At 68.9% G+C, this 26516-nt stretch carries 21 protein-coding genes and 1 riboswitch; of the genes, 4 read left to right on the top strand and 17 right to left on the bottom strand.

Annotated elements, in window-relative coordinates; translation table 11 throughout:
• Positions 1–94: 94 nt before the first annotated feature.
• Entirely contained in the window at positions 95–553 is a 459-nt protein-coding gene (locus tag HMPREF2886_RS14425) for a DUF1249 domain-containing protein (protein WP_003102067.1), read from the bottom strand.
• Positions 544–1161, bottom strand: a complete 618-nt coding sequence (locus HMPREF2886_RS14420) for an NUDIX domain-containing protein (RefSeq protein WP_003095694.1) — start codon at positions 1159–1161, stop codon at positions 544–546. Before HMPREF2886_RS14420 ends, HMPREF2886_RS14425 begins: the two co-directional genes overlap by 10 nt.
• Before the next feature lie 242 nt (positions 1162–1403).
• On the opposite strand from HMPREF2886_RS14420, the gene HMPREF2886_RS14415 reads away from it, so the two are divergent.
• Entirely contained in the window at positions 1404–2150 is a 747-nt protein-coding gene (locus HMPREF2886_RS14415; protein WP_033967848.1) for an RsiV family protein, read from the top strand.
• 53 nt (positions 2151–2203) lie between these two features.
• Here HMPREF2886_RS14415 and thiC read toward each other — a convergent pair whose 3' ends face one another.
• A complete protein-coding gene (gene thiC / locus HMPREF2886_RS14410) occupies positions 2204–4087 on the bottom strand; it encodes a phosphomethylpyrimidine synthase ThiC (RefSeq protein WP_033967845.1) in 1884 nt (627 codons plus the stop codon).
• Between the two features lie 89 nt (positions 4088–4176).
• Positions 4177–4313: riboswitch (TPP riboswitch) on the bottom strand.
• A 229-nt stretch (positions 4314–4542) separates the two neighbouring features.
• Between thiC and opmH the strand changes: the two genes are divergently transcribed.
• Complete coding sequence (opmH, locus tag HMPREF2886_RS14405) at positions 4543–5991, top strand: efflux transporter outer membrane subunit OpmH (protein ID WP_003095699.1); 1449 nt, start codon at positions 4543–4545, stop codon at positions 5989–5991.
• A gap of 65 nt (positions 5992–6056) precedes the next feature.
• Here opmH and HMPREF2886_RS14400 read toward each other — a convergent pair whose 3' ends face one another.
• From HMPREF2886_RS14400 to HMPREF2886_RS14345, 12 genes are all read right to left on the bottom strand, one after another.
• A complete protein-coding gene (locus HMPREF2886_RS14400) occupies positions 6057–6761 on the bottom strand; it encodes an NAD(P)H-dependent oxidoreductase (protein ID WP_003102071.1) in 705 nt (234 codons plus the stop codon).
• A 50-nt stretch (positions 6762–6811) separates the two neighbouring features.
• Complete coding sequence (aruH, locus tag HMPREF2886_RS14395) at positions 6812–7993, bottom strand: arginine--pyruvate transaminase AruH (protein ID WP_033998194.1); 1182 nt, start codon at positions 7991–7993, stop codon at positions 6812–6814.
• Between the two features lie 22 nt (positions 7994–8015).
• Positions 8016–9626: a 5-guanidino-2-oxopentanoate decarboxylase gene (locus HMPREF2886_RS14390; protein ID WP_033967841.1), complete on the bottom strand. Its 1611-nt coding sequence runs from the start codon at positions 9624–9626 to the stop codon at positions 8016–8018.
• Positions 9627–9737: 111 nt separating this feature from the next.
• Complete coding sequence (locus tag HMPREF2886_RS14385; protein ID WP_070747680.1) at positions 9738–11828, bottom strand: acetate--CoA ligase family protein; 2091 nt, start codon at positions 11826–11828, stop codon at positions 9738–9740.
• A gap of 66 nt (positions 11829–11894) precedes the next feature.
• On the bottom strand, positions 11895–13055 hold the full coding sequence (locus HMPREF2886_RS14380) for an acyl-CoA dehydrogenase family protein (protein ID WP_070747677.1): 1161 nt from the start codon (positions 13053–13055) through the stop codon (positions 11895–11897).
• Positions 13056–13075: 20 nt separating this feature from the next.
• Entirely contained in the window at positions 13076–13867 is a 792-nt protein-coding gene (locus HMPREF2886_RS14375; protein ID WP_033967833.1) for an enoyl-CoA hydratase/isomerase family protein, read from the bottom strand.
• Positions 13868–14125: 258 nt separating this feature from the next.
• Entirely contained in the window at positions 14126–15538 is a 1413-nt protein-coding gene (locus tag HMPREF2886_RS14370; protein ID WP_070747674.1) for an amino acid permease, read from the bottom strand.
• A gap of 183 nt (positions 15539–15721) precedes the next feature.
• Positions 15722–17974 carry an ATP-binding protein gene (locus HMPREF2886_RS14365; protein WP_039026616.1) on the bottom strand — a complete coding sequence of 751 codons (2253 nt, stop codon included), beginning with the start codon at positions 17972–17974 and terminating at the stop codon, positions 15722–15724.
• The gene (locus HMPREF2886_RS14360) at positions 17971–18747 is read right to left on the bottom strand and encodes a substrate-binding periplasmic protein (RefSeq protein ID WP_033967830.1); all 777 of its coding nucleotides are present in this window, start codon (positions 18745–18747) and stop codon (positions 17971–17973) included. Before HMPREF2886_RS14360 ends, HMPREF2886_RS14365 begins: the two co-directional genes overlap by 4 nt.
• 3 nt (positions 18748–18750) lie before the next feature.
• On the bottom strand, positions 18751–19485 hold the full coding sequence (aruR, locus tag HMPREF2886_RS14355; RefSeq protein ID WP_003095718.1) for a two-component system response regulator AruR: 735 nt from the start codon (positions 19483–19485) through the stop codon (positions 18751–18753).
• A gap of 117 nt (positions 19486–19602) precedes the next feature.
• Positions 19603–20250: a TetR family transcriptional regulator C-terminal domain-containing protein gene (locus HMPREF2886_RS14350; protein ID WP_033967829.1), complete on the bottom strand. Its 648-nt coding sequence runs from the start codon at positions 20248–20250 to the stop codon at positions 19603–19605.
• A gap of 76 nt (positions 20251–20326) precedes the next feature.
• Positions 20327–21418, bottom strand: a complete 1092-nt coding sequence (locus HMPREF2886_RS14345) for an ABC transporter substrate-binding protein (RefSeq protein WP_070747671.1) — start codon at positions 21416–21418, stop codon at positions 20327–20329.
• A gap of 173 nt (positions 21419–21591) precedes the next feature.
• Here HMPREF2886_RS14345 and HMPREF2886_RS14340 point away from each other — a divergent pair, with 173 nt between their 5' ends.
• Both HMPREF2886_RS14340 and HMPREF2886_RS14335 read left to right on the top strand, forming a co-directional pair.
• A complete protein-coding gene (locus HMPREF2886_RS14340; protein ID WP_033967827.1) occupies positions 21592–23538 on the top strand; it encodes an oxidoreductase in 1947 nt (648 codons plus the stop codon).
• Between the two features lie 77 nt (positions 23539–23615).
• Positions 23616–24215 carry a helix-turn-helix domain-containing protein gene (locus tag HMPREF2886_RS14335; protein WP_070747668.1) on the top strand — a complete coding sequence of 200 codons (600 nt, stop codon included), beginning with the start codon at positions 23616–23618 and terminating at the stop codon, positions 24213–24215.
• Between the two features lie 48 nt (positions 24216–24263).
• Here HMPREF2886_RS14335 and waaA read toward each other — a convergent pair whose 3' ends face one another.
• The gene (waaA, locus tag HMPREF2886_RS14330) at positions 24264–25541 is read right to left on the bottom strand and encodes a lipid IV(A) 3-deoxy-D-manno-octulosonic acid transferase (RefSeq protein WP_057389116.1); all 1278 of its coding nucleotides are present in this window, start codon (positions 25539–25541) and stop codon (positions 24264–24266) included.
• A 35-nt stretch (positions 25542–25576) separates the two neighbouring features.
• Complete coding sequence (locus HMPREF2886_RS14325) at positions 25577–26461, bottom strand: LysR family transcriptional regulator (RefSeq protein ID WP_033967824.1); 885 nt, start codon at positions 26459–26461, stop codon at positions 25577–25579.
• Positions 26462–26516: the final 55 nt, after the last annotated feature.

The following is a 26516-nucleotide window of genomic DNA, read 5'->3' as shown; positions in this document are numbered from 1 at the left end:
AAAGTGGCGGCAAACCCGGAAAGCGGAACAGATCACAGTTGCGAGGACTACTTTTGGCTTGATGTCATTCAACTGGCCTTTTGCCTGCAACCGCTCAGCGCTGGGCCACCGGCTCCATTTCGTGGCCGCAGGCCAGGCAATGGGCGAGCCACTCGCCGAGGAACAGGTTGAGCTGGTTCTTCTCGTCGGGCTGGTGCATCGCCTGGTTCGGGTAGGGATAGATCGCCATCAGCCGCCGCGCCTGTTCGGCGCCGATCACCTCGGCCATCCGCGCATCGTGGTAGACCCGCACTTCCAGCCGCGGCGCCGGCAACCAGGGCAAGCCCAGCTCCTGGCGCACCTGCAGGGTGGTGGTGTAGGGGCAAGCCTCGGTCACTTCCAGCGCCAGTACGCCGAGCAGCCGCTCCCCTTCGCTCAGCGCGACCCGGCGCGATGCCTGCGCCTCGCGCATGTCCGGGAGCAGGCGCATGAGCCGCGCGTAGTTCGCTTCGCAGGTCGCCTGCAGGCTGGCCAGGTCGACCCGGTAGCGCTCGCGCAGCAGGTTCAGGCCCATAGCCCACGCACCTCGGCCCGGTTCAGGGCCAGCCACTGCAGGGCGATGATGCTCGCCGCGTTGTTGATCCGCCCGTCGCGCACAGCCTGCAGCGCATCTTCCAACGGCCAGACGTGGACCCGGATGTCCTCACCCTCCTCCGGCAAGCCATGCACGCCGCCGACACCTTCGCTGTCGCAACGACCGACGAACAGGTGCACCACCTCGTCGGTGCCGCCCGGCGACGGCAGGTACTGGGTTATCGGCCAGAGCGCACCGAGAGTCAGCCCGGCCTCCTCCATCGCCTCGCGATGGGCCACTTCCTCCGGTTGCTCGTCCTTGTCGATCAGGCCGGCGACCAGCTCCAGCAGCCAGGGGTTGGCGAGCTTTTGCATCGCCCCGACGCGGAATTGCTCGATGAGCACCACGCAATCGCGCTGCGGGTCGTAGGGCAGCACGCAGACCGCGTCATGGCGGACGAACAGTTCCCGACTGATTTCCCGGCCCATGCTGCCGTCGAACTGGCGATGCCGCAGGCGCAGGCGATCGAGACGATAGAAGCCGCGGAAGCATTCCTCGCGCTGCACGAGCTCGACGTCACCGGGGGCGGGTTTGAAGGTTTCGGACATCCTCGACTCACTTCACTCGGGTATGTGGGTTTCGCGCCATCCTATCGCGGCCCGGCGCAGGGCGCAGCCACTTTCAGGACAGCTCGGGAAAACTTCGTGGCGCTCGCCGCACGGGCGTGTTTCCCGGCCACGGCTAGGCCATACTTGGGGTTTGCGCGGGCCGAACTCAAGCGCGGCGCCAGGGTCGAAACGGACTGGTCGACGCTTCGAGCCCGCCCATCCACCGTCGCAAAAGGAATCCCATGCGCCTTCTGAAATTCGCCGCCCTCGGCAGCCTGGTCGTTCTGCTGAGCGCCTGCCAGAGCTTCTTCAAGCCCGGCCTCGACGACCCGCTGCCCACCGAGCGCCTCGCCAGCGAGCACCTGAAGCCCGGCTGCCAGGGCGAACAGTGTCCCTTGGTAAACATCGACACCTTGAAGTTCCCCGACGAACCGCAGTTGGACCCGATCGTCGAGCGCGCCCTGCTGGAAATGACCCGGGAAAACAACGAGACGCCCCTGCCGGCATCGCTGGCGGCCTACGAACGGCAGTTCCTGGACAGCGCCGAGCCGGGCTGGAGCAGCTACCTGCAAGCCAAGGTGCGCGAACAACATGACGGTCTGGTGATCATCGAGCTTTCCAGCTACCTGTTCACCGGCGGCGCCCACGGCATGCCCGGTCGCGGCTTCATCAACTACGACCGCAAGCAGCACAAGGTGCTGAGCCTGCAGGACATGCTGGTTCCCGGCCAGGAAGAAGCCTTCTGGAAACAGGCCGAGCTGGCGCATAAGGCCTGGCTGCTGGCCAACAAGCTCGACCAGGACGCCGATTTCCAGAAGACCTGGCCGTTCCAGCGCACCCCGCACGTGGCATTGACCTTCGGCGCGGTGACGCTGAAGTACGACGCCTACTCCATCGCGCCGTATTCCTATGCCCACCCCGAACTGAAGATCCCGTATCCGCGCCTGAACGGCATCGTCAAGCCGAACCTGTTCCCCGGCCGCGGCTGACTCTTCCGACGCGCCGAAGCCCCTCGCCACGGCGAGGGGCCCGGTGGCGCGACCTACACCTGCCTGTAGATCACCGATCCTTCGTCCTTGAAGCGCGCCGCCTGCTCCTGGAAGCCGGCCTCGATGGCCTTGCTCTCGTCGGACAGGCCGTTTTCCTTGGCATAGTCGCGGACTTCCTGGGTGATCTTCATCGAGCAGAACTTCGGTCCGCACATGGAGCAGAAGTGCGCGACCTTGGCCGAGTCCTTCGGCAGGGTCTCGTCATGGAACGCCCGCGCGGTGTCCGGGTCCAGGCCAAGGTTGAACTGGTCCTCCCAACGGAACTCGAAGCGCGCCTTGGACAGCGCGTTGTCGCGGATCTGCGCGCCCGGGTGACCCTTGGCGAGGTCGGCGGCATGGGCGGCGATCTTGTAGGTGATGATCCCGGTCTTCACGTCATCCTTGTTCGGCAGACCCAGGTGCTCCTTGGGCGTGACGTAGCAGAGCATGGCGCAGCCGAACCAGCCGATCATCGCCGCGCCGATGCCGGAGGTGATGTGGTCGTAGCCGGGGGCGATGTCGGTGGTCAGCGGGCCGAGGGTGTAGAACGGCGCCTCGTCGCAGCACTCCAGCTGCTTGTCCATGTTTTCCTTGATCAATTGCATCGGCACGTGGCCGGGACCTTCGATCATCACCTGCACGTCGTGCTTCCAGGCGATCTTGGTCAGCTCGCCGAGGGTTTCCAGCTCGCCGAACTGGGCGGCGTCGTTGGCGTCGGCCACCGAACCCGGACGCAGGCCATCGCCCAGCGAGAAGCTGACGTCGTAGGCCTTCATGATTTCGCAGATCTCTTCGAAATGCGTGTAGAGGAAGTTCTCCTGGTGGTGCGCCAGGCACCACTTGGCCATGATCGAGCCGCCGCGGGAAACGATGCCGGTGACCCGCTTGGCGGTCAGCGGCACATAGCGCAGCAGCACGCCGGCGTGGATGGTGAAGTAGTCGACGCCCTGCTCGGCCTGTTCGATCAGGGTGTCGCGGAAGATTTCCCAGGTCAGGTCCTCGGCGACGCCGTTGACCTTCTCCAGCGCCTGGTAGATCGGTACGGTGCCGATCGGTACCGGGCTGTTGCGCAGGATCCACTCGCGGGTTTCATGGATGTGCTTGCCGGTGGACAGGTCCATCACCGTGTCGGCGCCCCAGCGGATGCCCCAGGTGAGCTTCTCCACTTCTTCCTCGATCGACGAGCCCAGCGCGCTATTGCCGATGTTGCCGTTGATCTTCACCAGGAAATTGCGGCCGATGATCATCGGCTCGAGCTCGGTGTGGTTGATGTTCGCCGGAATGATCGCGCGGCCGCGGGCGACTTCCTCGCGGACGAACTCGGGGGTGATTTCCTTCGGGATGTTGGCGCCGAAGCTGTGCCCCGGGTGCTGCTGGTCGAGCAGGCCGGCGGCCCGGGCTTCCTGCAGCTTCATGTTCTCGCGGATGGCGATGTATTCCATCTCCGGGGTGATGATGCCTTTCTTCGCGTAGTGCATCTGCGAGACGTTGGCGCCCGGCTTGGCCCGGCGCGGCGTGCGCACGTGGGCGAAGCGCAGGGCGTCGAGGCTGGCGTCGGCCAGGCGGGCCTGGCCGAACTCGGAGGTCAGGCCGGGGAGGATCTCGGTGTCGCCGCGCTCGTCGATCCAGCGCGAACGCACGTCAGGCAGGCCCTTGCGCAGGTCGATGCGGACCTCGGGGTCGGTATACGGGCCGGAGGTGTCGTAGACGAACACCGGCGGGTTCTTTTCGCCGCCGAAGGCGGTGGGGGTGTCGGCGAGGGAAATTTCCCGCACCGGGACGCGGATGTCCGGGCGCGAGCCGGTCAGGTAGACCTTGCGCGAGTTCGGGAAAGGCTGCGTCGACTGGCGGTCGAGCTGCTCAAGGCGGGTGATGTTGTTGTTCTGCGTTGCGCTCATCGATGGCTCTCCTGGGTGATTGTCGGGAGAACCTGGCACGCGGGGCCACCGGGACTGGTGGCGAGAAGGACGCGCCGGCAAGGCAGGCATGGCGCGGACATCTTGTTCCCTACGCGGGTTGCTGCGGTCCGCGCGAGGCGGAACCGGACGCTAGCCCGATCAGGTTCAACGGGATCCGGAACTATCCGATCTCAGCCCCTCGTATAGGGCACCCCGACAAGAACCCCGGCAGTCTAATCAACACCGGCGGGATTCGCCAACGGGAAAACGCCCCGCCCGACCGGCAGTCATGGTCCAGTCCGGCGCCCTCTCGCCAGGGAAGACGCAGATCCCCGCACGTTCGCCGGCACATCGATCCGGACTGGCTCTTCGATCAGTTGCCGCGCAGGTGCCTTGACCGCCACCGGTAGCGACCTTAGCCTTGCCCCACCTCGCATCTTTTCCAGGACGAACGAATGCTGCGCAGACTCTCCCTGGCGGCCGCCGTGGCCGCTGCTACCGGTGTCGCCTGGGCCGCCCAGCCGACCCCGCTGCCGACCAAGACCGACCTGATCAGCGTCTACAAGGAAGCCGTCGACAACAACGCCGACCTCGCCGCCGCCCAGGCCGACTACCTGGCGCGCAAGGAAGTGGTGCCCCAGGCCCGCGCCGGCCTGCTGCCGCAACTCGGCGCCGGCGCCCGCGTCGGAGACACCCGGATCGCATTCGACGAGCGTCCGGCGACCGTCAAGCGCAACAGCCAGGTCGTCCAGGCCACCCTCAGCCAGCCGTTGTTCCGCGCCGACCGCTGGTTCCAGTGGCAGGCCGCCAAGGAAACCAGCGACCAGGCCCGGCTGGAATTCTCCGCGACCCAGCAGGACCTGATCCTCCGCAGCGCCGAGACCTACTTCACGGTGCTCCGCGCCCAGGACAACCTGGCCACCAGCAAGGCCGAGGAAGCCGCCTTCAAGCGCCAGTTGGACCAGGCAAACGAGCGCTTCGACGTGGGCCTTTCCGACAAGACCGACGTGCTCGAGGCCCAGGCCAGCTACGACACCGCCCGCGCCAACCGGCTGATCGCCGAACAGCGCGTGGACGATGCCTTCCAGGCCCTGGTGACCCTGACCAACCGCGATTACAGCGCCATCGAGGGCATGCGCCACACCCTGCCGGTGGTGCCGCCGGCGCCGAACGACGCCAAGGCCTGGGTCGACACCGCGGTGCAGCAGAACCTGCGCCTGCTGGCCAGCAACTACGCGGTCAACGCCGCCGAGGAAACCCTCCGCCAGCGCAAGGCCGGGCACCTGCCGACCCTCGATGCCGTGGCCCAGTACCAGAAGGGCGACAACGACGCCCTCGGCTTCGCCAACAGCGCCGCCAATCCGCTGGTGCACTATGGCAAGTATGTCGACGAGCGCAGCATTGGCCTGGAACTGAACATCCCGATCTACAGCGGCGGCCTGACCTCCTCCCAGGTCCGCGAGTCCTACCAGCGCCTCAACCAGAGCGAGCAGTCCCGCGAAGGCCAGCGCCGCCAGGTGGTGCAGGACACCCGCAACCTGCACCGCGCGGTGAATACCGACGTCGAGCAGGTCCAGGCGCGGCGCCAGGCGATCATCTCCAACCAGAGTTCGCTGGAAGCCACCGAGATCGGCTACCAGGTCGGCACCCGCAACATCGTCGACGTGCTCAACGCCCAGCGCCAGCTGTACGCCGCCGTGCGCGACTACAACAACAGCCGCTACGACTACATCCTCGATACCCTGCGCCTGAAGCAGGCGGCCGGCACCCTCAGCCCGGCCGACCTGGAGGCGCTCAGCGCCTACCTGAAGCAGGATTACGATCCGGACAAGGACTTCCTCCCGCCGGACCTGGCCAAGGCCGCCGCCGAGCAGTTACAGAGCAAGCCGCGCCAGCAGTACTAGCACGAGCCAAGACGCCCCCGGTCGGGGGCGTCTTCGCTTGACTGGCCTGGCGCGCGTCGCCCGGGTCAGCGCGCCAGCGGCTGGAGCAGCGCGTCGAACTGCTCCAGCCGCGGGAACCGCAGGGGTACATCCTGCTCGAGATTTTCCAGCCGCGCCCGGTAGGCGCGCAGGAAGTTGCCGCGCGCTTCCTCGCTGATGTATGGCACGTGCCAGGCGACGAAGGGCTCCAGCACCTGCATGCCGACATAGGCCAGGGTGCCGCGCAGGATCGGCCGCAGCATGTCCTCCAGCGGTCCGTGGATGGCACCCTCGCCGAACATGTGCTGGCGCCCGCCCAGGGTCAGGCTGACCAGCGCCTTCTTGCCGGCCAGGCCACCCTGGTCGTAGAAGCGCTTGCCGCCATAGCAGACCCCGGACACCAGTACCCGGTCGAACCACCCCTTGAGGATCGCCGGCACCGAGAACCAGTAGATCGGAAAGTTGAGGATCAGCAGGTCGGCCCACAGCAGCTTGTCCAGCTCGGCCTGGATGTCGGCGGCCAGGCTCTGGCGCTTGACGCTCTCGCGCTGCTCCAGGGCGTAGACCAGGTAGTCGGGATCGGCGCGCTCGGCGAAGTCGGCGGCACTGGCCACCGGATTCCAGTTCATCGCGTAGAGATCCGAGACCTGCACCGCGTGGCCCTGGCCTGCCAGGGTCTCGCATGCCTGGTCACAGAGCGCGCGGGTGAAGGATTGCGGTTCGTTGTGGGCGTGGACGATCAGTACGTTCATCGTGGTTTCCGAATCGTGGTGACCGGCCGCATCGCTCGCGGCCGAGGGGTTCAGGCCTGGCCGAGCAACTCGGCGGCGCACAGCGCGATGCGCCGACAGGCTTCGCGCAGCGGTTCGGCGCCCAACACCAGGCCGAGGCGGATGTGACCGGCGGCGCTCGGGCCGAAGGCTTCGCCGGCGAGCACCGATACGCCATGGCGGTCCAGCAGGCGGTCGGCGAAGGCCTGGGCGGAAAGTCCGGTGGGACGGATGTCGACCATCACGAACATGCCGCCGTCCGGGCGCAGTGGACGCAGGCCGGGGCTGTCGGCCAGGCACTCGATTACCAGGTCGCGGCGGCGGCGGTAGGCCTCGCGCATCGCCTCCAACTCCGGCAGCGGCGCCTCCAGCGCGGTGCAGGCGGCATCCTGGATGAATTCCGGCGAGCCATAGAGCATGCACAGGGCGAGGTTCTCCAGGTGCGCGCAGAGCGCCGCGGGACCGACCACCCAGCCGACCCGCCAGCCGGTCATGGCGTGGGATTTCGACAGGCTGTTGAGGGTCGCGGTACGTTCGGCCATCCCCGGCAGGCTGGCCGGGCTGACGTGCTCGCCGTCGAACAGCAGTTCGCTGTAGACCTCGTCGGAGATCATCCACAGGTCATGGGCCGTGCACAGCTCGGCCAGGGCTTCCCAGGTGGCCCGCGGCAGGCTGGCGCCGGACGGGTTGTGCGGGCTGTTCAGCGCCATCGCGCGAGTGCGCGGGGTGATCAGTGCGGCGACCTCCTCGGCCTGCACGCGGAAGCCATTCTCGGAGCGCACCGGCACCGGCACCACCCGCGCGCCACAGGCGCCGAACACCGCTTCGTAGGTGACGTACATCGGCTCGGCGACTATCACCTCGTCGCCCGGATTCAGCAGGCACTGCACCACCGCGTACAGCGCGCACTGGGCACCGGCCAGCACCACCACCTGCTCCGCGTCCACCGCCTGGCCGCTGCGCCGCCGGTGGCGCTCGGCGATGCGCTGGCGCAGGGCGCGCTTGCCGCGCACGTCGGCGTAGTGGGTGTTGCCGGCCAGCAGGCTGTCGATGGCCGACTGGACGATGGGCGCCGGGGTATCGAAGTCGGGGTCGCCGACCGACAGCAGGAGGATTTCCTCGCCCTGCTCGACCCGCGCCAGTGCGCGATAGTGGATGTCCCAGGCAGCGGCGCCGTCGCCGGCGATACGTTGGGTGAAGTCGGAATAGCGCATGGATGCTCTCCTTGTCCGGCGGTCAGCGCGCGCAGGCGTGCCGCAGCTCGATCAGGGTCACGCCGGGCTGCCCGAAGCCGGCGCGCAGGTCGCGCTCCAGTTCGTCCAGGTCCTGCGGCTGGCGCACCGCGCAACCGTAGGCGCGGCCCAGCAGGGCGAAGTCGGGGTTGCGCGGCAGCACGCCGACCGGCTCGATGTCCAGGCCGAGCATATCGTCGCGGATCTGGCCGAGCGCGTCGTTGTTCCACAGTAGCACCACCAGCGGACTGTCCAGTTCCTCGTTGGCGGTGGCCAGTTCCTGCGCGGTGTAGAGGAAGCCGCCATCGCCGACCAGCACCAGGCCCGGGCGCTGCGGGGCGCCGAGCTTGGCGCCGATGCCGGCCGGCAGGCCGTAGCCGAGGGTGCCGTAGCCGGTGGGATGCAGCCAGCTGCGCGGCGTTCGGCTGGCGAACGCGTAGTTGCCGGTATAGGCCAGCTGGGTCATGTCGGTGCTGACGAAAGCATCGGCCGGCAGCGCAGCGGCGATCCGGTCGAGGATCGCCTGGTGCAGCGCCTGCAGCGGCGCGTGTGCCGCGCGGATCTCCGCGCGCAGGCGCGCCACCCTCGCGGCGGCCGGCGCGGCATCGCGGGCCTCCTGCGGCAGGCGCGCCAGCAGCGCCTCCAGGGTCTGCCGGGCGTCGCCCTTGAGCGCCACGGCAGAAGGATAGAAGTCGTTGAACTTGCGCGGGTCGATATCGACGCGGATCAGTTCGCCGGACAACGGCAGGCGTTCGCGCCAGAAGTCGGTGTCGGCCATCTCGGTGCCCACCGCCAGCACCAGGTCGGCCTCGGCGATCATCTCCCAGCCCGGCGCCACGCACAGGCTGGCCCCCGCGTTGAGCGGCGCGTCCGGCGGCAGCAGGCCCTTGCCGGCGACGCTGGTGAACAGCGGCGCGGCCAGGCGCTCGCTCAGCGCGGCAAGCGCCTCGGCGGCCGCCAGCGCGCCGCCGCCGGCGATGAGCATCGGTCGCCGGGCCGCAGCCAGGCGCTCCGCCGCCGCCCGCAATGCCTCGGTGCACGGCACGCCACGACCAGGGCGGCGCGCCACGGCAGCGCTCCAGTCATGGGCCACCGGCGCGGCAAGCACGTCGAGCGGGATCGAGATATGCACCGGGCGCGGACGCTCGCTGTCGAACACCGCGTAGGCCCGGGCGATCAGTTCGGGCAGCTGTTGCGGGCTCAAGGCCAGGGCGGAGAAGGCAGTGATCGGCGCGGTCATGGCACGCTGGTCCTGGGTCTCGTGCAGGCAGCCCCAGCCCTTGCCCAGGCTGGCGCTGTGATTGACGCTGGAGATCACCAGCAGCGGCACCGAGTCGGCGTAGGCCTGGCCGATGGCGGTGGCGACGTTGGTCACGCCCGGCCCGGTGATGACGAAGCACACTCCCGGCTTGCCGCTGACCCGCGCATAACCGTCGGCCATGAAGCCGGCGCCCTGCTCGTGGCGGGTCAGCACGTGGCGGATGCCGCTGCCCGGAAGTCCGCGATATAGCTCCAGGGTATGCACGCCGGGGATGCCGAAAACGGTATCCACGCCGTAGTTGGCCAGCAAGCGGACCAGGGCCTGGCCGGCGGTGAGGGTCTTCTGTGGTTGCATGGGCAATATCCTCGTCCAGTTCGGCGACCACCGGAGTCGCCGTTCGCGCCGCAGCGCTCTTGCTCCCCCTCCCACAAGCGGGAGGGGGAGCCGTCGTGTCCCCCCGGGCCTTCAGCCATTGGCCAGCCGGATCAACGCATCCACCGCCAGCGCTCCCTCGGCATCCGCCAGCAACGGGTTGACGTCCAGCTCCAGCAAGCGCTCGGCATGTTCGCAGGCGAACTCGGCGACCGCGCGGATCGCCGCCACCAGGGCCTCCATGCATACCGCCGGGCGACCGCGGAAGCCGCTGAGCAACGGCGCGCTGCGCAGGCTCAGCAGGGCATCGCGGATCGCCGCGTCGGTGGTCGGCAGGAGCAGGCTGCGACTGTCGCGCAGCAGCTCCACGAGTATCCCGCCGGCACCGATCACCAACGCCAGGCCGAAGCCCTCCTCGCGCTTGACCCCAACGATCAGCTCGGCCAGCGGCGCGCCAGCCATGCGCTCCAACAACACACGCTCGAAGACCAGTTGCGGCGCGTGCCGGGCCAGGCTTTCGCGCATGTCGAACAATGCCGCCTCCAACGCCGCCTCGTTGCGCAGGCCGAGCGCCACGCCGCCGGCCTCGGTCTTGTGCGGCAGTGCGGCGCTGACCGCCTTGAGCACCAGCGGGAAGCCGAGGTCGAGGGCCGCTTCGCGGGCCTGCCCGGGGGTGCTCAGCACCCCCTGGGGCAGTGGCAGGCCGAAGGGTTTCAGCGCCTGCTTGGATTGCCACTCGTCGAGCAGGTAGCCGTCGCCCACCAGCGGCCCAGGGCAGATCGGCACCAACGCCGCCTCGCCGCGCTCCAGCAGCGCCGCGCGGCGCTGGCGGTAGCGGGCGATCCGTCCCCAGGCGGCGAGACCATCCTCGACGCCCTGCAGCGCGGCGACGCCCTCGCCGTGCAACAGCTCGCGGGCCCGGGCCGGCAGCAGTTCCGGGAACGCCGAGGCGATGAAGCCGACTTTGCCGTGGCGCTTCAGCGCGGCGCAGTAGCGTTGCAGAAGCAGGTCGCACTGCGGCCGCTCGCCGGTTTCCTCGCCCGGATAGTCGAGCACCAGCAGGGCGGCGTCGGCAGGGCTGCGCAAAGCGCTGTCGAGCATTTCCTCCAGGGCCGCGGCATCGCCCCAGATGGCGGTGGTGAAGTCCAGCGGGTTGGCGATGTTGGCGTAGTCGGGCAGCACCCCGGCCAGTTCGTCGCGCTGTCCGGCGTCGAAAGACGGCAACGCCAGGCCGTTGCGCTCGGCGTAATCGGCGATCAACCCGGCGTCGCCGCCGGAACAGGCCAGCGCGACCAGGCTCGGCCCGCCAGGCAGGTGGCCGCAGGCGGCGGCCTTGAGGGTTTCGACGAAGCTCACCGGGCCGCTCACGCGGATTATCCCGAGGCGCTCGAACAGGCTGTCGTAGAGCGCGTCGGAACCGGCCAGGGAACTGGTGTGGCTGAGCGCGAGGGCCGCGCCGATCTCCGACACCCCGGTCTTCAGGGCGATCACCGGCACGCCTTTCTGCAACGCCTTGTAGGCCGCGCGGGCGAACCCCGGGACGTTCTTCAGCCCTTCCAGATGCAGGCCGATGGCAGTCACCCGCGGCTCGTCGAGCAGCACGTCCATCAGTTCGGCGATGCCCAGCTGCGCCTGGTTGCCCACCGATGCCATATAGGCCACCGGCAGCGAACGGTCGCTCATCGACAGGTTGTAGGCGAAGTTGCCGCTCTGCGTCAGCACCGCGACGCCCCGCTCCACCTGCCGACCGCCATGTGCCACCGGCCATAGCGCGGCGCCGTGCAGATAGTCGAGCAGGCCATAGCAGTTCGGGCCGAGCAGCGCCATTTCACCGGCAGCGGCCAGCAGCCGGCGTTGCACGGCCAGGCCCTGTTCGCCGGCTTCGGCGAAACCGGAGGCATAGCAGATCGCCCCGCCGGCACCTTTGGCGGCGAGCGCGGCGACCGCGTCGAGGGTCAGTTCGCGGTTGGTGGCGACGAACGCCGCGTCCGGGCCGCACGGCAGGTCGGCGACGCTGGCCACGCAGGGTACGCCTTCGAGTTCGGCGTGCTGCGGATTGACCAGCCACAACTGGCCGGCGAAACCGCCTTCGACACAGCGTTTCAGGGCACGCGCCATACCACGGCCGCCGATGAAGGCGAGATGCCTGGGTGCCAGCAGGCGCTTGAGGTTTTCACGATTCATGTCGGTTCTCGATTCGGAGCATGGCAGCCTTCCCCTCTCCCCTGAAGGGAGAGGGGAACCAGGACTTCAACGCAGCAACGGCCGCAGCAGTTCGCGGGAAACGATGTGCCGCTGGATTTCCGAAGTACCCTCCCAGATCCGCGCGATCCGCGCGTTGCGCCAGATGCGCTCGACCGGACCTTCATCCATCAGGCCCATGCCGCCGAAGATCTGCACCGCTTCGTCGGCGACCTTGCCGAGGGTCTCGCTGGCGAACAGCTTGGCCATGCCGGCCTCGCCGTCGGTCATGCTGCCCTGGTCCATCTTCCAGGCGGTGTGCAGGGTCATCAGCTCGGCGGCACGGATCTGCGTGGCCATGTCGGCGAGCTTGAAGGAAACGCCCTGGTAGCTGCCGATCGGCTGGCCGAACTGCTTGCGATCGGCCGCCCAGCGCAGCGACAGGTCGAGCGCGCGCTGGGCCTGGCCGACGCAGTTGGCGGCGACCATCACCCGTCCGGCGGTGAGCCAGGCGTTGGCCACTTCCCAGCCCTTGCCGACCTCACCGAGCACCTTGGAGGCCGGCACCCGGCAATCGTCGAAGAAGATCTCGTAGGTGTGGTAGCCACGGTTGCTCACGCATTTCGGTCCGCGGCGCACGGTCATCCCGGGCGTGCCCTTGTCCACCAGGAAGGCGGTCACCGCGTTGCGCTTGCGACCGTTGTGCTCGTAGCTGTCGGTTACGGCGAAGACGATGGCGAAGTCGGCGTGCCCGGCGTGGCTGATGAAGTGCTTGCTACCGTTGATCACGAAGGCGTCGCCGTCGCGCACCGCGCGGGTCTTGATCGAATTGGCGTCGGAGCCGGCGCCCGGCTCGGTGAGGGCGAAGCAGTCGGTCTTTTCGCCCTGCACGCAGGGCAACAGGTAGTCGCCGAGCTGTTCTCCGGTGCAGGCCATGAGGATCTTCGAGGGCCGCGCGACGAATACGTGGAGGGCCCAGGAGACCTTCGACAGCTCGCGTTCGACCAGCGCCTGGGACAGGTAGTCGAGGCCGCCGCCGCCCACTTCCTCGGGCATGTTGAAGGCATAGAAACCGGCGGCGATGGCCTTGCCGCGAATCTGCGCGGCCAACTCCGGCGACACCGCGTCGGCGCGGTCGACATCGTCCTCGTGGGGCAACAGTTCCTTCTCGACGAAGCTGCGCACCGCCTCGACCAGCATGTCCTGTTCCTGGGTCAGCCTGAAATCCATGGGAATCACCTGCTCGGCGCCTAGCGCCCGCTGAATTGAGGGGAACGTTTCTCGGCCACGGCACGCAGCGCCTCGGCGGCATCCTCGCTGCGCCCGCAGAGCAGCCCGGCGGCCTGCTCGGCCCGCAACTGCTCGGCCAGCGAGCGCCCGGCGCCGTCGCGCAGCAGGCGCTTGGTCTGGGCGAAGGCGAAGGTCGGGCCGCTGGCAAGACGCGCGGCGAAGGCGCCGACCGTCTCGACCAGGCGCTCGTCGGCGACCACCTCGCCGACCAGTCCGGCGCCCAGGGCGCGCTCCGCGCTCCAGGCTTCGTCGAGGAACAGCAGGCGCTTGGCCGCCTCGCTGCCGAGCAGCCGTGGCAGATGCCAACTGGCGCCGGCGTCCGGGCAGTAGGCCATGCCGGTGTAGCCGGCCTTGAAGCGCGCCGAGGCGGCGGCGATGCGGAAATCGCAGCACAGCGCCAGGTCCATGCCAGCGCCCACGGCGCTGCCGTTGACGGCGGCGATTGTGGGTTTGTCGAGGGCGTGCAGGCGCCCCATCAGGGCGTGGGCGGCCTCTGTCCAGCCATAGCTTTCCAGCTCGCCACAGGCTTCGGCCGCCGCCCATTCGGCGAGATCGGCCCCGGCGCAGAAACTGCGTCCGCTGCCGCCGAGGACCACGGCGCGCACTGCCGGGTCGCGCTCGCAGGCATCGAGTCGGACGTGCAGGGCCTCCAGGGTGGGGATATCCAGTGCATTGCGCTGTTGCGGACGGTTCAGGACGAGCCAGGCGATCCCGGCTTCGACCCGTGTCTGCAGTGGGGAAAGGTCAGTCATGCGGCCCTCGTTCTTATTGTTGGTTGATGGCGATCGCGGCTTTCAGACAATACTAAACGCTCGTTCAACAAGACCACAATCCACCCATTCGGGTGTATGTAACGGCCCTGTGGCAGGCGCAAAGCCACACGCCATGCGATCCGCCGAAAAGCGGCGGAGGCCCGCGCGAGCCAGCTGTTACAACTTCGAACAAACCGGCCAGGCGAAAACGAAAACGCCCGCCGGATGCGGCGGGCGTCGGGACCTGCGAATGGCCGTTCAGCCGGCCCGTCCCAGAACAGGGTCGCCCAGTCCCTGCGGCTGCCGGCGACGAACCACGTAATAGGCCAGGTAGCAGGCGGCGATGAAGCCGAAGCCCCAGTACAAGGACGGCCGCTGGGTGGGGTCGAGGGCGAGGAAGACGAACAGCGAGCAGCACACGGCGATGCAGGCCAGCGGCACCAGCGGGAACAGCGGCGCGGCATATTTCAGCTCGGCGACCGTGCCGCCGCCGGCCATGTGCTCGCGGCGGAAGCGGTATTGGGCGTAGGCGATGACGATCCAGGTGACGGTGCCGGACATCCCGCTCACCGCCATCAGCACCATGAACAGGGTGTCGGCGGCGACCACGCTGGTCAGCAACGAGAGCAGGGCGAAGCACAGGGTGATCAGCAACGCGTAGAGCGGCACGCCGCGCGCGCTGAGCTTCGACAGGCCGCGCGGGGCCATGCCGGTCCTGGACATCGCCCAGAGGATCCGCGTCGAGGCGTACAGGCCCGAGTTACCTACCGAGAGGATGGCGGTGAGGATGACGAAGTTCATCAGGTCCGCCGCGTAGGGAATCCCGACCATGTCGAAGACCTGCACGAACGGGCTTTCCACCAGCCCGGCCTGTTGCCAGGGAATGATGGCGGAAAGCACGACGATGGCCAGCACGTAGAAGATCAGTACGCGGAACACCACGTTGCGCACCGCCCGCGGGATGCTCTTCTCCGGTCGCTCGGTCTCGCCGGCGGCGACGCCCATGATCTCGCAACCCTGGAAGGCATAGACCACCGTCATCATCACCGCGAACACCGCCGACAGCCCGTTGGGGAACAGCCGCTCGCCGACCAGGTTGGAGAACATCGGCGCCGGCGCACCGCTCTTCAGTTCGATACCGCCGAAGATCACCAGTCCCCCGACCACGATGAACACCAGGATCGCCGCCACCTTGATCCCGGCGAACCAGTACTCGGCCTCGCCGAAGGCGCGGGTCGCCAGGGCATTGAGGGAGAACAGCACGACCACGAAGAAACCCGACCATAGCCACACGGGCACCTCCGGGAACCAGCGGGTCATGAGCATCCCGGCCGCGGTGAATTCCAGGCCTACCGTGGAGGCCCAGCTCATCCAGTAGACCCAGCCGATCATGAAGCCGGTCGCCGGGCCGATGAAGCGCGTCGCGTGGACCTGGAACGAACCGGAGACCGGCATCTGCACCGACAGCTCGCCGAGGCAGACCATCACCAGGTACATCAGCACCCCGGCCACCAGGTAGGCCAGCACCGCGCCGGCCGGGCCGCCCTGGTTGATGGTCACGCCGGAGCCCATGAACAGCCCGGTGCCGATCACCCCGCCGAGGGACAGCATGAAGATGTGGCGGCTCGCCAGGGCCCGGGTGAGTTGCAGTCTTTCCTTGCCTTCAGCCATGGCGCACCTCCGGATGAGGGTATGCGCAGGGATCTTCGAGATGGCTCATTATTCTTGTCTCCACTCTGTCAGAGGCCGTGTCTTGCGCACGGATGTGCGGATTATTGGCGGCGGATGTAAGACGCCGTTGAACGCGCGGATCGAAGATGTAAAAAGCTGTAAGGAAGTTGTTCGCCGCGCCACTCAACCGGCCGCTGCGTCGGCTTCGCCGAGGAAGCCGGCGCGGCGCAGGGCCTCGGCGCCGTCGTGGCGCAGGCTGCCCAGGCGTTCGCCCCAGGCCCGCGGGTCGACCCCGGCCGCGCCCAGGGCCTCTCGCTCCAGCTCGCCCAGGCCGGTGCCGAGCGCCACCAGGCCCATGGAGTGGCAGCTTCCTGACAGGCGATGGGCGATGTTCGCCGCCTCGGCCAGGTCCGCCTGGCCCAGGGCTTCGTCCAGCAGCGGTAACTGCTCGTCCAGGCTTGCCAGCAGGTTGCCCAGCAGTCCGGCGAGCTTGTGCCGCCCCAGCAGGCGGCGGTGGGTCTCGAGCATCTGCCGGTCCAGCGTGGCGTCCGCCGCAAGTGCAGGCACGCTGGCGCCGACCTCGCCCAGCGCGCGGCGCAGCTCGTCCATCCGCAGGGGCTTGCCGAGCACGCCCTGCATGCCCGCGGCGAAGTACCGACGCACCATGTCCGGCTGGATGCTGGCGGTGAAGGCGAAGATCGGCGTGACGCGGTTCAGGCCGTCGAGCTGCCGGCGAATCCCGGCGCAAAGCTCGAGGCCAGCCATCCCCGGCAGGTGCATGTCCAGCAGGACCAGGTCGAAGCGCCGCAGCCGGCACAGCGCCAGGGCCGGCCCTGCGTCCTCGGCCAGCATCACCCGGTGGCCGTCCCGCTCGAGCAGGCCCTGGGCCACCTCGCGGTTGAGCGCCACGTCCTCTACCAGCAGCACCTCCAGCGCAGACACCGATGCCGCCGGTGGCATCGCGCCGGGTAAGCTCGCCAGCGCCAGCTCGATCTCGAACCAGAACGTGCTGCCCTGGCCGACCCGGCTTTCCACGCCGATCCGCCCGCCCAGCGCTTCCACCAGCCGCTTGCTGATCGCCAGGCCCAGGCCGGTTCCGCCGTAACGGCGGGTCACGGCGTCGCCGCCCTGGGTGAAGCGTTCGAAGATGCGCTCGTGCATTTCCTCGGGAATGCCGATTCCATCGTCCGCGACGCTCAGCCGCAGTCGCTCGCCTCCTGCACTGCGCGCCAGCCGCTCGACGCGAACGCGCACTTCGCCGGCCTCGGTGAACTTCACCGCGTTACCCAGCAGGTTGGTCAACACCTGGCGCAGGAACTGCTCGGCACCGCGATGGCCGTCGTGAACCTGCGGGTCCAGCCACAGGTCCAGCCGCGTGGCGTTCTCCCGCGCCCGTGGTTCGAGCAGGGTGAGGACGTCCTCGAGCAGGCTCCGCAGGGAGAAATCCACCGCTTCCGGCGCATCGGGCGCTTCCTCCAGCCGGGCGAAGTGGAGGACCTCGTTGAGGATCGCCAACAGTCCCTCCCCCGCTGTCGCCAGTGCCCGCAGGCGCTGGCGGTCACGCTCGCCGAGCGAAGCCTCGCGCAGCAGCTCGGCCATGCCCAGGATGCCGTTCAGCGGGGTACGGATCTCATGGCTCATGGTCGCGAGGAAACGGCTCTTGGCGCGGTCGGCGGCTTCCGCCTGGTCCTTCGCCCGGCGCAGGCTGGCGGTGCGTCGCTCGACTTGTCGGCGCAACTCGTCGCGGTCGGCATCGCGCCGGCGGCGATCGGTGCGCAGGGCCTGGCGCATGTCTTCCAGGGCGGCGGCGACGGCGTCGATCTCGTCGCGCTCGCGGTCCGCCTTGTCCAGTCGCAGCGGCTGTTGCAGGTCGCCTTCGGCGATATGCCCGGCGAACTCGGACATGCGCCACAGGTGCCGAGTGACCAGGCTGTGGAACAGCCAACTGAGGGCCACCGCCAGGCCACAAAGGAAACTGCCCATCCACAAGAGGCTGGCCAGGCCGCCGGAAACCAGCCGGCGATAGACCGCCGCCAGGTCGATGGCGATCTCCAGCTCGCCCAGTTGCCGACGCTCGCCCCCCGGCGGCTGGTAGCTCAAGGGAAAGCGCTCGACCCGCAGCATGCCGCGTGGACGCTGGTCGCCCTGCAACAGGTTGAAATCGGCGCTTTGCAGGCTGACACGGGCGATGTCGGGAAAATCCCCGAGGCCGCGCAACTGCACGTTCAACTGCTCCTGGTTGAGATCCCACAGGCTGCGCTCGAAGCTGGCCAGGTAGCCGCTGCGGATCAGTTCCAGGCGCGCCTCGATCTCGCGCATTTCGCGGCGGTACTCGAAGAACAGCTGCACGGCGCCGGCGAGGACGGTGAAACACAGGCTGAACAGCAGCACCCGCCACAGCAGGCGCCGCGCCAATACTCCGCCGCGGCCGCTCACCAGGCCTCCGCGCGGTTGCCGGCGAGGCGCCGATAGTCGCGCACGCTGTCGTCCAGCCAACGCTGGATGCTGCCGTCGTCGCGATAACCACGCAGGGCCCGGTCGATCTCGTCCATCTTCGCCGCCAGCGGCGAGTGCCGCGAGACCGCCACCCGCAGGTAGTCCACCGTCAGCGGTTCAGGCAGCGCACGGATGTTCTCGCCGCCGGCCAGGCGCTCGGTGAACAGCGTGCCGGTGCGGCGTTCGTGGGCGATGTAGTCGATGCGCTGGCGCACCAGCTTGCCGAAGTTCTGTCGGCTGTCGGAGACCCATTCGACGTTGCCGTGGCGGCCGACGAAGCGGTCGAAGTCCGCCCCGTAGCTTTCGCCGAACAACAGCCCGCCGCGATAGCCGGCGAGGTCGCCGAGGGAACGGATGCGCACCGGCCGCTGGCGGTTGTAGAAGATCGCCACGTCCTCGCGCAGCACCGGCTCGGCGGAAAACGCCAGGTCGCGATCGCGCGCGGGCGTGCGGTAGGCCAGTACCAGGTCGACCCGTCCGGCGGCGGCGTCCAGCAGGCAGCGCCGCCAGTTGCCCAGCACCACCACCTCGACCCGGTAGCCCAGCGCGCCGGACAGCCGCTTCACCAGCTCCGGCGCCAGCCCCCGTACCTGCTGGCCGTCGCTCCAGGAGATCGGCGGATATACCGGATAGTCGCAATAGCGGATGGTCTCCGCAGCCTGTGCCAGGCCGCCCAGCAGCCATCCGCAGAGTGCCAGCCAGCGGGCCTGCATGACTCAGGCGTCGCTGGCCGCGGCGGTGAACAGGTAGCCGGCGCCGTGGATGGTGATGATCAGTTGCGGTTCGGCCGGGTCGTCACGCAGCTTGCGGCGCAGGCGGCCGACCAGCACGTCGATGGATCGATCGCTGGGCAGCCACTCGCGGTTGCGGATCTGGTCCATCAACTGGTCGCGGCTCAGGGTATGCCCGCTGTTGCGCAGGAAGGCACCGAGCAACTGGAATTCGCCGTGGGTGAGCAGGGTCTCGTTGCCCGCGTGGTCGATCAGGCGGCGCCGGTCGGCGTCCAGCAGCCAGTCGCCGAACTGCCTGAGGGCCTGCCGGGCGGGGCCGGCGCTGGCCTGTGCATGGCGCACCCGGCGGATCAGGTTCTTCGCCCGCGATACCAGTTCGCGCGGGTTCAGCGGCTTGATCACGTAGTCGTCGGCGCCGCACTCCAGGCCGACGATACGGTCGATCTCGTCGTTGCGTCCGGTGATCAGGATGATCCCCACCTCGGAGCGCACCCGCAGCTCGCGGGTCAGGGTCAGGCCGTCCTTGCCGGGCAGGCGGATGTCCAGCAGCACCAGTTCGACCGGCTGGCCGAGATGGGCGCACTCGGCTAGGCAGGCTTCCGCCTGCTCGGCGTTGCCGGCGCAGAGGACGTCATAGCCCTCCTCGCCGAGATAGGCCTGGAGAAGCTCACGAATCACCGGGTCGTCGTCGACCACCAATACGCGCGGAACCATCGCCATCACCTTGCGCCTCCGGCGGGCCGGGGCGTTTCTTGTTCTGGGTTGTCGGACGGTGGGCGGAAGGGGCCGGGGCGCCTTCCGCTGCCAGCAGCAGCCTATCCACTACTGAACGGACGATCAACAAGCTTCCGTCGCACGCCGGAAGCGGCGATGGGCGCCCGCCTCCAGGCCATCCACCCAGGCCTCGCAGATCTGCACGCCCTGCCGCGGCGTGAAGGTCGCGGGATTCAGCCCAGACTCCAGCCACAGCCCGTCGAGCAGGGCGCTGAGGCTGATGGCCGCCAGTTCCGCGTCGAAGTCCGCCCAGCCGCCCTCCTCCGCCAGTTGCCGCAGCACGCCGACCAGCAGCGCCCGGTACTCGCCATAGGAATGGTCGTGGACCCGCCCGATCGCTTCGATGCTGCCCACCGCGCCCCAGAACGCCAGCCAGGCGTCGAGCAATTGCGGATCGAGCAACTCGGCGGAGAAGGATGCCTCGAAGAACGCCGAGAGCCGCGGGCGGGCGCCGCCCGGTGCGGCGTCGATGGCACCGCGGAGCAGGCGCATGACGCGTCCGGTGACCGCCAGGTAGGCCTCGGCCACCAGCGCGTCCTTGCCATCGTAGTGGTGATTGATCAGGCCCACCGATACCCCGGCCTCGGCGCAGATCTTGCGCACCGAGGCGCCCTGGAAGCCATGCCGCTTCAGGCAGGCCAGGGTCGCCTCGATCAGCAGCGCCTTGCGCTGCTCTGGCTCCAGACGGGAAAAGCGCACTTCCTGGTTCATCCTTTCGCGGCTCCTGCTCGTCGCCCGCGTCCACCGGCGGGCAACCCCGATGATCGCAGGTTACGTGGCGCCCGTCTCACTGGCTGGCCCAGGCGTTGAAGCGCTCCTCCAACTCCTCGCCGTGCTCGACCCAGAATTCGTCGTCCATCGCCAGGCCCTGCTCCAGGTTCGCCGATGCGGTAGGCACCCAGCTCGCCAGTTGCGCGGGCAGACGCTGGGCGGCCTGGCGGTTGGTCGGCCCGTAGGGAATGTTCTCGACGTAGCGCACCTGGGCATCCGGGGCATTGGCGAAGGCGATGAAGCGACGCGCCTCGGCGCCGCGCTTCGAACCCTTGACCACCGCCCAGTAGTCCATGCCGTACAGGCTGCCCGGCCATACCAGCGCCAGGTTGCGCCCCGCGCGGTGGGCGTCGGCGATGCGCCCGGTGTAGGTGGACGTCATCACCACGTCGCCGGCGGCCAGCCACTGCGCCGGCTGCGCTCCCGCCTCCCACCACTGGATGTAGGGCTTGAGCTGGCCCAGCTTGGCGAAGGCACGGTCGGCGCCGGCGCGGGTCGCCAGCAGCGGATAGACCTGCTCGCGTGGCACGCCGTCGGCGAGCAGGGCGAACTCCAGGTTGTAGATCGCCCGCTTGCGCAGGCCGCGCTTGCCGGGGAAGCGCTGGACGTCCCAGAAATCGGCCCAGGAGGCCGGTGGCTGTTGCAGCCGGTCGGCGTCGTAGCCGATCGCCACGCCCCAGACCAGCGCGGCGGAACCGCATTCCTGGGCGGCATTGGCGATCAACTGCTGCTTGCCGCCGATGGCCTGCCAGTCCAGGCGCTCGAACAGGCCGTCGTCGCAACCGCGCGCCAGGTCCGGCCCCTCGACCTGGACCAGGTCCCAGTCGGCGTGACCGGTGTCGGCCATCACCTTGATCCGGGCCATCTCGCCGTTGTACTCGCTCTGCACCACGGGAATCCCGGTCTGCTGCGTGAACGGCTGGAAGAACGCCACCTCCTGGGCCTTCTGTCCGGCACCGCCGTAGCCGACCACCACCAGGCCATCATCGGCCTGGACCGGCGCGAGGCCGCCGAACGCCAGCAGGACGGCGCCGAGCAGGACGCGGCAAGGAAAAACGGGATGCGGACGGGCGCTGGCCGCGCGGCGCAACGAAAAGGAACGGTTCATGTGCGTCTCCTCTTGTTCTTGTTGTGGAGTGGATCGCAGCGAGCCGCAGGGAAGCGGCCACGGGACAGAAGCTAGCCAGTCGATTTTAAAAAAACAAGTTGATTTTTTACTGAGGGTAAATTCATATCCTGTTTCTGAAGCGCGCCGCGAGAACAACAAGAAGGACGCCAACCGTGAATTTCCCGCACCTGTTCAGCCCCCTGGAAATCCGGGGCAAACGCCTGAAAAACCGCATCATGTCGAGCGGCCACGACACGTCGATGCCCACCGACAACCTGGTCAACGAGCCACTCGTCGCCTATCACCGCGCCCGGGCCCGCGGCGGCGCCGGACTGATCGTCATGCAGGTGGCGGGGGTCCACGACAGCGCGCGCTACACCTCGCACGTGCTGATGGCCACCGACGATGCCTGCATCCCCGGCTACCGGCGGGTCGCCGAGGCCTGTCACGCCGAAGGCTGCATGGTGCTGTCGCAGATCTTCCATCCCGGGCGCGAGATCATGGAATCCGCCGACGGCCTGCTGGCGGTGGCCTATTCCGCCTCGGCCTCGCCCAACGAACGGTTCCGGGTAATGCCGCGCGAACTCGACCAGACGCTGATCGACGAGATCGTCGCCGGCTACGCTGCCGCCGCGCGCCGCCTGCACCAGGCAGGACTGGACGGGGTGGAGGTGGTCGCCAGCCACGGCTACCTGCCGGCGCAGTTCCTCAACCCGCGGGTGAACCGCCGCAAGGATGGCTACAACGGCGACCTCGATGCCCGCCTGCGTTTCCTCCGCGAAGTGCTGGCGGCGGTGCGCACGGCCACCTCCGAGGACTTCATCGTCGGCCTGCGCCTGTCCGCCGACGAGCGCGACCCGGAGGGTCTCAGCGAAAGCGAGTCGCTGCAGGCGGCCGAGGCGGTCCAGGGCGAGCTGGACTACCTGCACATCGTCGCCGGCACTTCGGCCTCCCTCGGCGGCGCCATCCATATCGTCCCGCCGATGGCCATCGAGCCGGCCTACCTGGCCCGCGAAGCCGGTACCTTCAAGGCGCGCCTGGCGATCCCGCTGTTCGTCACCGGGCGCATCAACCAGCCCCAGGAGGCCGAGGCCATCCTCGCCCGGGGCCAGGCCGACGTCTGCGGCATGACCCGCGCGCTGATCTGCGACCCGCAGATGCCGAACAAGGCCGAGGCCGGGCGCAGCGACGACGTGCGCGCCTGCATCGCCTGCAACCAGGCCTGCATCGGACATTTCCACCGGGGCTATCCGATCTCCTGCATCCAGCACCCGGAAACCGGCCGCGAGCTGACCTACGCAATGCCCAATCCGCCCTCGCGGCGCAAGCGCGTGCTGGTCGCCGGCGGCGGCCCGGCGGGGATGAAGGCGGCGGCGGTGGCGGCACAGCGCGGCCACGAGGTAGTGCTCTGCGAGGCCGGTGCCCAGCTCGGCGGCCAGGTCAACCTGGCGCAACTGCTGCCGCGCCGCGCCGAATTCGGCGGCGCCTCCACCAACCTGCAACGGGAGATGCAACTGGCCGGCGTCGAGGTACGCCGCAACACGCCGGTCGACCGCGCGCTGGTGGAGCGCGAACGGCCGGACCTGGTGATCGTCGCTACCGGCGCCGAACCCTATTGGCCGCCTTTCGAGCGCGGCGGCGAGCTGCAGGTGGTGGATGCCTGGCAGGTGCTGCGCGGCGAGGTGCGGGTCGGTCGTTCGGTGCTGGTCACCGACTGGCGGGGCGACTGGATCGGCCCCGGTATCGCGGAAAAGCTTGTACGCGAGGGCCACCAGGTGCGCCTGGCAGTGAACGGCACCCACTGCGGCGAGAGCCTGCCGCTGTACGTGCGCGACCAGTTGGCCGGCGAGCTGCACCGCCTGGGTATCCCGGTCACGCCCTACGCCCGCCTGTACGGCTGCGACGATACCACGGTGTACATGCAGCACAGCGCCAGCGGCGAGGCGATGCTGTTCGAGGAGGTCGATACCCTGGTGCTATGCCAGGGCCACCAGCCGGTGGACCGCCTGGCCGACAGCCTGCACGGCCTGGCGGAGGTGCTGCGGATCGGCGACTGCCTGGCCCCCCGCACCGCCGAGGAGGCGATCTACGAAGGGCTCAAGGCCGCCTGGAGCATCTGAGCGGCGCGGCCGCGGCTCCCTCGACGGGTCCCGGCCCAGCCCCTAGAATGCCGCAAACGCAGCCAGGACCCCGCCGCATGCCCCGCCCGTCACCGCCGGACGCCACCGACACGCCGCGCAGCGAAACGCACTTCCTCGGCACCCGCATCCGCGGCCTGCGCAAGCGCCGCGGCCTGACCCTGGCCGAGCTGGCCGCACAGAGCGAACTCACCGCCGGCTACATCAGCCAACTGGAACGCAACCTGGCGTATCCGTCGATTCCGGCGCTGTTCAACATCGCCCGCAGCCTCGGCGTGACCATCCAGTGGTTCTTCGCCAGCGAGGCCGCGGTGCACCCGGCGGACGCCGGCTACGTGGTGCGGCGCAACACGCGCATGAGCGTGCATTACGAAGACGGCATCATCGACGAACTGCTCACCCCGCAGCCCAGCCGCCAGTTGGAGATCCTCCACTCGCGCTTCCCGCCGGGCACCTATAGCCAGCAGAGCTATAGCCACGAGGGCGAGGAAGCCGGCTACATCCTCGGCGGGATCTTCGAACTCTGGGTCGGCGACCGCCATTTCCAGCTCCGCGAGGGCGACAGCTTCAGCTACTCCAGCCAGGAACCGCATCGCTACGGCAACCCGGGCGACAGCGATACCCTGGTGCTCTGGGTGATCACCCCGCCGACATTCTGAAACGCCCTGTCGCGATGCAGGGCCAGGGGAGGGCCGGCGCGGCGCGCGCTACCCGCCGCGCCCGAGCAATCGCGCCAGCCCCGCCAGCAGCCGCTCCAGGGCGCCCTGGTTGTTGCGCAGCACTTTCTCTCCGGCAGTGGCCATGGCCGTTGCGACCTGCGGCTGCGCCCATAGGCGCGCGAGGCCGTCGCACAGCTCGCCGGCATCCGTCACCTCGAACAGCGCCCCGGCGTCGCGCAATTGCGCGGCGATGTCGAGGAAGTTGAACAGGTGCGGCCCGGCGAACACCGGCTTGCCCAGGGCCGCCGGCTCCAGCAGGTTGTGCCCGCCGTTGGGCACCAGGCTGCCGCCGACGAAAGCGATGTCGGCCAGGGCATAGAGGAACAGCAGTTCGCCCATGGTATCGCCGAGCAGCACCTGGGTCGCGCGTGCCACCGTCTCGCCGCCGGAGCGCCGGACCGTGGCGAAGCCTTCGCGGCGGCATAGCTCGTGGACGCCGGCGAAGCGTTCCGGATGGCGCGGCACCAGGATCAGCAGCGCGTCGGGACGCGTTTCCAACAGGCGCCGGTGGGCTGCCAGGACGATCTCGTCCTCGCCGGCATGGGTGCTGGCGGCGATCCACAGCGGTCGCGCCGTCGCGCCCCATTCCTCGCGCAGGGCGGCAGCGGCCAGCGGCAGTTGCGGGTCGATGCGCAGGTCGAACTTGATCGAGCCGGTAACGCTGACGCACTCCGGACGCGCGCCAAGACGACGGAAGCGCTCGGCCTCGGCCTCGGTCTGCACGGCGATCCAGGACAGCTCGGCGAGCATCGGCCGGGTCAGCCCGGCGAAGCGCGCGTAGCCACGCGCCGAGCGCTCGGACAGGCGCGCATTGGCCAGCGCCACCGGGATCCCGCGCACGGCGCAGGCATGGATATGGTTGGGCCACAGCTCGGTTTCCATGATCACCGCCAGGCGCGGCCGCACCCGGTCGAGGAAGCGCGCCGCCGCCCAGGGCAGGTCGTAGGGCAGGTAGCAGTGCCGAACCTGCTCGCCGAACAATGCGCGGATGCGCTCCGAGCCGGTCGGGGTCATGCAGGTGACGGTGACCGGCAGTTGCGGATGGCGCTCCAGCAGCGCCCGCACCATCGGCGCGGCGGCGATGCTCTCGCCCACCGAGACGGCGTGCACCCAGATGCCGCCGGGCGGCACCTCGGGCAAGGACAGGGAAAAACGCTCGCCGATGCGCTTGGCATAGGCCGGCGCCTGGCGCGCGCGCCACCACAGGCGCAACGCCACCAGCGGCAAGCCGAGGTGGAACAGCAGGGTATAGAGGGTACGGTTCATGGGCGCGCAGCTTAGCAAAACTCCCGCCGACCGGCTCAGCCGATGGCGCGCAGGTGGCGGGTGAAGGTTTCGCCGAGCCAGGCCGCCGCCGGGCCGAGCACCTCGTTGCGCCGCCAGACCAGTTCGACCACCAGCGACGGCGGCGTCCAGTCGCTGGTCAGCTCCACCATCAGCCGATCGTAGGTGGGGTACTGCACCACGTGCCGCGGCAGCCAGGCCCAGCCGAGGTTGCGCATCAGCAGCTCGGCCATGGAATAGAAGCTGTCCAGCCGCCAGACCTGCGGGCTGATCTGCTCGCCGCCCGGATAGCCGCTTTGCTGGGGCACGATCAAAAGTTGCCGGTGCTGTGCCAGCTCGCGGCGACTGACCCGTTGCAGCCCGGCCAGTGGGTGGGCGGCACCGCACACCGTAACCATCTCGACGCTGCCGAGGCGCCGCCGCTCCAGCGACTCAGGCATGCGCTCATGGTGGAACAGCAGGCCGAGGTCAGCCTGCTCCTCGAGCAAACGGCGGGTCACGTCGCCCTGGCCGCCGCTGGACACCTGCACCTCCAGCCTGGGAAAGCGCTGCGCCAGCGCTTCCAGGCTGTCCAGCACCGGCTGGTAGGGCATCGCCTCGTCCTGGGCCAGGCGCAGCCGCGGCTCCTCGCCGCGCGCCAGCCCCAGCGCGCGCCCCTGCAGGCGCTCGCACTGGCGCAACACCTCGCGCGCCTCCGCCAGCAGCACCCGGCCCTCGTCGGTCAGGCGCGGCTGGCGTCCGCTACTGCGTTCGAACAGGGTGACGCCGAGGTCCGCCTCCAGCAGCGCGATGCCGTTGCTCACCGCCGATTGCACCCGCTTCAGTTCGCGGGCGGCGGCAGAGAACGACTGGCGCTCGGCGACGCTGACGAACAGGCGGATCTGCTCCAGGTTCCACTGCATGACCTATCTCCAATAAAGATAGGTAACGACTTTATCCCATCCGCCGGCTCCCTAG

The sequence above is a fragment of the Pseudomonas sp. HMSC066A08 genome, assembly GCF_001813025.1.
GTDB classification, from domain to species: Bacteria; Pseudomonadota; Gammaproteobacteria; order Pseudomonadales; family Pseudomonadaceae; genus Pseudomonas; species Pseudomonas aeruginosa.
Note: the sequence above shows the minus strand (reverse complement) of the source record. Positions and strands in the feature narration are given on the sequence as shown.